Here is a 5,382-nt window from a genome sequence, read left to right on the forward strand (position 1 = left end):
GCCAGCGGCGCCCGGCGCCCAGGCGGTGCCCAAGCAGTACCGGCCGCTGGCCGGCCAGCCCATGTTGCGCTGGGCCGTGGGCGCCCTGCTCGAGGACGAGCGCATCGCCCAGGTGCGCGTGGCGGTCAGTCCGGGCGACGGCTGGGTGGACGGCGCCCTGCGGGGCCTGCCGCGCACGGAATGGCGGCCCTGCGGCGGCCCCACGCGCGCCGATACCGTGGCGGGGGCGCTGGCCGAAGCCGGCCTGCCGGACGACGCCTGGGTGCTGGTGCACGACGCGGCGCGCCCCGGTCTGCCTCCCGAGGCGCTCAGGCGGCTCATCGACGCCTGCCTGGCCGACCCGGTGGGCGGCCTGCTGGCGCTGCCCGTGGCCGATACGGTCAAGAGCGGCCACGAGCGCGTGGAGCACACGCTGGACCGCAAGGGGCTGTGGCTGGCCCAGACGCCGCAGATGTTCCGGGCCGGCGCGCTGCGCGATGCCCTGGCCAGGGCGGCGGTGGACGGCGGAACCGTGACGGACGAGGCTTCGGCCATGGAAGCCGCGGGCTTCGCGCCCCTGCTCGTGCCGGGCGCGCAGCGCAACTTCAAGGTGACCTGGCCCGACGATTTCGAACTGATGGAAAAATGGCTATGAAATTTCCCTACCGAGTCGGACAGGGGTTCGATGTGCACGCCCTGGTCGAAGGCCGGCCGCTGGTCGTCGGCGGCGTGACCATTCCCCACACCCATGGCCTGCTGGGCCATTCCGATGCCGACGTGCTGCTGCACGCGATTACCGACGCGCTGCTGGGCGGCGCGGGCCTGGGCGACATCGGCCGCCACTTTCCCGACACCGATCCGGCCTACCGGGGTGCGGACAGCCGCGAGCTGCTGCGCGTGGCGGTGGCGAAGGTGCGCAAGGCGGGCTGGGCGCCGGTCAACATCGATGCCACGGTGCATGCGCAGGCGCCCAAGATCGGCCCGCACGCGCCGGACATGGTGCGCAACATCGCCGCCGACACCGGCCTCGAAGAAGGCGAGGTGAACGTCAAGGCCAAGACCAACGAGGGGCTCGGCTACCTGGGCCGCCAGGAAGGCATCGCCGCCACCGTGGTGGCGCTCCTGGCGCGCGTCTGAGGCCCGGGCGCTCTATGCCCGGACACGAACGGGGCGCAGGAAAGCCGGTTTCCTGCGCCCCGTTCTGCTTTCGCCCCGGCGGGGCGGACGGTGCTTACTTGCCCTGCGCGGCCAGTGCCAGGGCGGCGGCGTTGACCACGGCGGCAATGCGGCCGGCATCGCGCAGCTGTTCGGTCGTCAGGCCGTCTTTCTTCAGGTTCTCGTAGTGCGACTGCACGCAGAAGTGGCACTTGCCGATAATGGACGCCACCAGCGCGAAGAGCTCGAAGCGCTTCTTTTCCACGCCGCCGTGGGTGGCGTAGGCGTTCATGCGCAACTGGGCCGGCAGGCTTTTGAGCCGGGCGTCGCCCGACATTTCGGTGTAGGGATACCAGACGTTGTTCATGCCCATGAGGGCCGAGGCGGTCAGGGCGGCGTTGGCGTCGGTGTCGGAAAGACCGCTCTTGAAGGCTTCCACCAGCACCGGGCTGCGCGCGGCATAGGCCGCCGCCAGGGCCGAGGCGAGTGCGTCTTCGGGGGACAGGGTGGAACGGGAGATCACGGCGTCCAGATTCAGGCGGATGTCCTTGGCCCAATCCGGCAATTGTTCCTTAATGGTCGTAAGAAATTCCATAGTTTTTACCTATAATCTAGCGCAATTAAAGCCCGGCGGGGCCTCGTGGCGAGAACCCCAGGCCGGGCCGGGAAATTACAGCGTGGCGCCGCCAACCGAGCGGTTGCACGGGCACAGCTCATCGGTTTGCAGACCGTCGAGCAGGCGCAGGATTTCTTCCGGGCTGCGGCCCACGTTCAGGTTGTTCACCGAGACGTGCTGGATGGTGTTGTCCGGGTCCACGATGAAGGTGGCGCGCAGGGCAACGCCGGCGGCCTTTTCGCGCACGCCGAGCTGGTCGATCAGCGAACCGGTGGTGTCGCCGAACTGGTAGTGGCCCAGCTTGCTCAGGTCGGGGTGCTCACGGCGCCAGGCCAGCTTGACGAATTCGTTGTCGGAGTTGCCACCCAGCAGGACGGCGTCGCGGTCTTCGAAATCCTTGGCCAGCTTGTTGAAGCCGACGATTTCGGTCGGGCACACGAACGTGAAGTCTTTCGGGTAGAAGTAGATCACCTTCCACTTGCCGGGGAACGAGCTCTCGGTGATGTCTTCGAACGCCGACACGCCGTTTTCTTCGTGCTGGTTGAAGCCGGGCTTGACACCGGTGACCTTGAAAGGCTCGAGTTTGTCGCCAACAGTTTTCATGTTTACTCCCAGTAGTTGTTGGGTGGAGATAAGGCTGTGCCTCAAACCCTAAATTCTACGCTATTGATTGTCCGTGTCTAATTGATAATTCCTAAACCTGGCTTTGGGCAACTCTATGCGCGCGGTCAGTCCGCCGCCTTCGCGCGGCAGCATGCGCAGCGAGCCGCCGACATGCTTGAGCAGGCGCTCCACGATGGCCAGGCCGAGCCCGGCGCCGCTGACGCCGGTGCGCGCCGCCTCGCCGCGGGAGAACGGCCGCAGCAGGCGCTCCACTTCTTCGGGGGCGATGCCGGGGCCGCGGTCGGAAACTTCGATCACGATGAGCCCGCCCTCGGACTGCAGCGTCATGAGCAGGTGCGCCATGCCGTCGGCGGAGCGTCCGTAGCGGCGCGCGTTCTCGATGAGGTTGCTGACGATGCGCTTGAGGTCCAGCGCGGTGATGCGCGCCCGCAGGCCGGGTTCGAGCGCGGCCTCCAGCTCGCCGCCCAGGGAGGCGGTGTGGCTGCGCTCGCGCTCGTAGAGCTCGCCCAGCACGGCCGAGATGTCGGTGGCAAGCTGCGGCAGCGTGCCGGCCGGGCGCGCATATTCCATGAGCTGGCCGATGCTGTGGTCGATCTGGCCCAGGTCTTCGTCGATGGCCTGGCGCGCGTCTTCCGACACGCCGCTCAGTTCGATTTCCAGCCGCATGCGCGCCAGCGGCGTGCGCAGGTCGTGCGAAATGCCGGCCAGCATGAGTTCGCGGTCGGCTTCGGCCTGCCGCAGATCCTTGGCCATGCGGTTGAACGAGGCGTTGAGGTCGCGGATTTCGAGCGGCCCCTGCTCGGGCAGCGGCGCGGGCGTCTCGCCGCGCGACAACACCTGGGCGGCGCGCGCCAGCCGCGACAGCGGCCGGTTCACGAAGCCCACGCTGACGGCCGCCCCCACCAGGGAGAGCAGCAGGGCGGTCGCGCCCCAGCCCAGCCATTCGATGCCGCCCGTCAGGCCGATCTGCTCGCGCTCGAACACCAGCCAGTACAGGTCTTTGTCGATCTGGAAGCTGACCCAGAAGCCGGGCACCTGGTTCACGCCCCAGGCGATCTGGGTCTCGGGGCCGAAGCGCGTGCGGATGTGCTGGGCCACGCGCTGCCAGTAGTCGTCGTCGGGCAGGGGCTCGGCGAAGTCGGTGACTTCGCGCGGATAGACCTGGATGCCTTCGTTGGTGGCGAGGTCCAGCAGCAGCTTGCTGCGCTCGCCGTTGTGCGAATAGATGAGAGCCGTGCGCGTGATATTGACGGCCGTGATCACCCGCTGCGCCATTTGATTGGCGCGCGGGCCCAGCTCCATGCTGAAAAAGACCTGCAGCCACGCCCCGAGGCTGACGAGCATCAGCGCGGCGAGCAGCAGAAAGGTCCGGCCGAACAGGCCGAGCCGCAGGCGCGATGTCAGGTTCTTGAAGGTTTTGCGCAAACGGGGCACGAGGCTGCGCTCCTGCCCTGGGCGGGCGTAAAGATCAACTGCCACCGTCCGGGACGAACACATAGCCCAGGCCCCAGACCGTCTGGATGAAGACGGGCTTGGACGGGTTCGGCTCGATCAGTTTGCGCAGGCGGGAGATCTGCACGTCCAGGCTGCGGTCGAAGGCCTCGTACTCGCGGCCGCGGGCCAGTTCCATGAGCTTGTCGCGGGATAGGGGAATCTTGGGATGGCGGGCGAACACCTTCAGCACGGAGAATTCCCCCGTGGTGATGGGAACCTGCTCGCCGTTGCGGGTGAGCGTGCGGGTGGACAGGTTCAGCACATAGGGGCCGAAAACGATGGATTCGTTCTCCTGGCTGGGCGCGCCCGGATGCTCTTCCGTGCCGCGGCGGCGCAGGATGGCGTTGATGCGCGCCAGCAGCTCGCGGGGATTGAAAGGCTTGGAGAGATAATCGTCGGCGCCCATTTCCAGACCGACGATGCGGTCGATTTCTTCCGCCTTGGCCGTCAGCATGATGATGGGCGTATTGTCGTGCCCCCCGCGCAGCCGGCGGCAGATGGAAAGGCCATCTTCGCCCGGCAGCATCAAGTCCAGCACGAGCAGGTCGAAGTGCTCGCGTTGCCAGAGCTTACCCATCTCTTTCGCGTCTTCGGCGACGAAAACGTTGAATCCCTGTTCCGAGAGGTACCGGCGCAGCAGATCGCGCAGGCGCGGATCGTCGTCGACGACGAGGATTTTGCGGGTAGGGGTGGTGTTTTGCGTATTCATGGCCGGAAATGTAACAGTGACGAGAACCAGCGGCTAGAGGGCGTTCACAAGATATTACACATTGCGAGCCATGGTTGAAATCCCCCTTACTCACGGGGACATAGCCCCTAATTTCGTACAATCTGCATCTATGGAACTAAACCTGCTGGCCCTGGAAACCTCGTCTTCGCGCTGCGGCGTGGCCCTGTTGCGGGCGGCTGCCGGCCGCGTCGATGTGAGCGTGCGCGAACACGAGGGCTCGCAGGAACACGCCGAGCGGCTGCTGCCCATGGCCCAGGAATTGCTCGAAGAAGCCGGACTGGCTCCGGACGCCCTGGGGGCGGTGGCCTTCGGCCAGGGGCCGGGCGGCTTCACCGGTCTGCGCGTGGCTTGCGGCGTGGCCCAGGGCATGGCGTTGGCCCTGGACATCCCGGTGGTGCCGGTGGTGTCGCACCTGGCGGTCGCCGCACAGGCCGCGCCCGGGCCCGGGCAGGCCGCGGTGGTGGCCCTGGACGCCCGCATGAACGAGGTCTACCTGGCCGCGTACCGCCGCGCCGCGGCCGGCGAGCACGCCGGCGGCTGGGTCGAGCTGCAGGCGCCCATGCTGATCGCCGCCGCCGAGGTTGCGCCCTGGACCGCGCATCACCTGCCGCGGTGGTCGGAGGCGGCGGGGCGTCCGCTGGACGTGCTGCGGGCGGGCGACGCCTGGGACGCCTACGCGGCCGACATGGCCGTGCCCGCCGGATGGGCGCGGGCCGGCGCGGCGCTGCGTCCGGATGCGGCGAGCGTGGCGCGGCTGGCGCTGGAAAGCTGGCGCCGCGGCGAA

The 5,382-nt window shown here is 67.8% G+C and carries 7 protein-coding genes; 3 read left to right on the top strand and 4 right to left on the bottom strand.

Annotated features, from left to right (window positions below; translation table 11 throughout):
- Together ispD and ispF are read left to right on the top strand one after the other, a co-directional pair.
- Nucleotides 1–634, top strand: a 634-nt coding sequence (gene ispD / locus AD428_RS22115) for a 2-C-methyl-D-erythritol 4-phosphate cytidylyltransferase (RefSeq protein WP_053246605.1), incomplete at its 5' end; no start/stop codon positions are given.
- On the top strand, nt 631–1,116 hold the full coding sequence (ispF, locus tag AD428_RS22120) for a 2-C-methyl-D-erythritol 2,4-cyclodiphosphate synthase (RefSeq protein WP_053246606.1): 486 nt from the start codon (nt 631–633) through the stop codon (nt 1,114–1,116). The genes ispD and ispF, both read left to right, overlap by 4 nt.
- A gap of 94 nt (nt 1,117–1,210) precedes the next feature.
- On the opposite strand, the gene AD428_RS22125 is transcribed toward ispF, so the two are convergent.
- From AD428_RS22125 to risA, 4 genes are all read right to left on the bottom strand, one after another.
- On the bottom strand, nt 1,211–1,729 hold the full coding sequence (locus AD428_RS22125; protein ID WP_053246607.1) for a carboxymuconolactone decarboxylase family protein: 519 nt from the start codon (nt 1,727–1,729) through the stop codon (nt 1,211–1,213).
- Nucleotides 1,730–1,804: 75 nt separating this feature from the next.
- A complete protein-coding gene (locus AD428_RS22130; RefSeq protein WP_053246608.1) occupies nt 1,805–2,353 on the bottom strand; it encodes a peroxiredoxin in 549 nt (182 codons plus the stop codon).
- A gap of 60 nt (nt 2,354–2,413) precedes the next feature.
- A complete protein-coding gene (gene risS / locus AD428_RS22135; RefSeq protein WP_053246609.1) occupies nt 2,414–3,808 on the bottom strand; it encodes a sensor histidine kinase RisS in 1,395 nt (464 codons plus the stop codon).
- 34 nt (nt 3,809–3,842) lie between these two features.
- Nucleotides 3,843–4,577, bottom strand: a complete 735-nt coding sequence (risA, locus tag AD428_RS22140) for a response regulator transcription factor RisA (protein WP_053246610.1) — start codon at nt 4,575–4,577, stop codon at nt 3,843–3,845.
- A 130-nt stretch (nt 4,578–4,707) separates the two neighbouring features.
- Between risA and tsaB the strand changes: the two genes are divergently transcribed.
- Nucleotides 4,708–5,382, top strand: a 675-nt coding sequence (gene tsaB, locus AD428_RS22145; RefSeq protein WP_082308548.1) for a tRNA (adenosine(37)-N6)-threonylcarbamoyltransferase complex dimerization subunit type 1 TsaB, incomplete at its 3' end; no start/stop codon positions are given.

This window comes from Achromobacter sp. DMS1, from assembly GCF_001270295.1.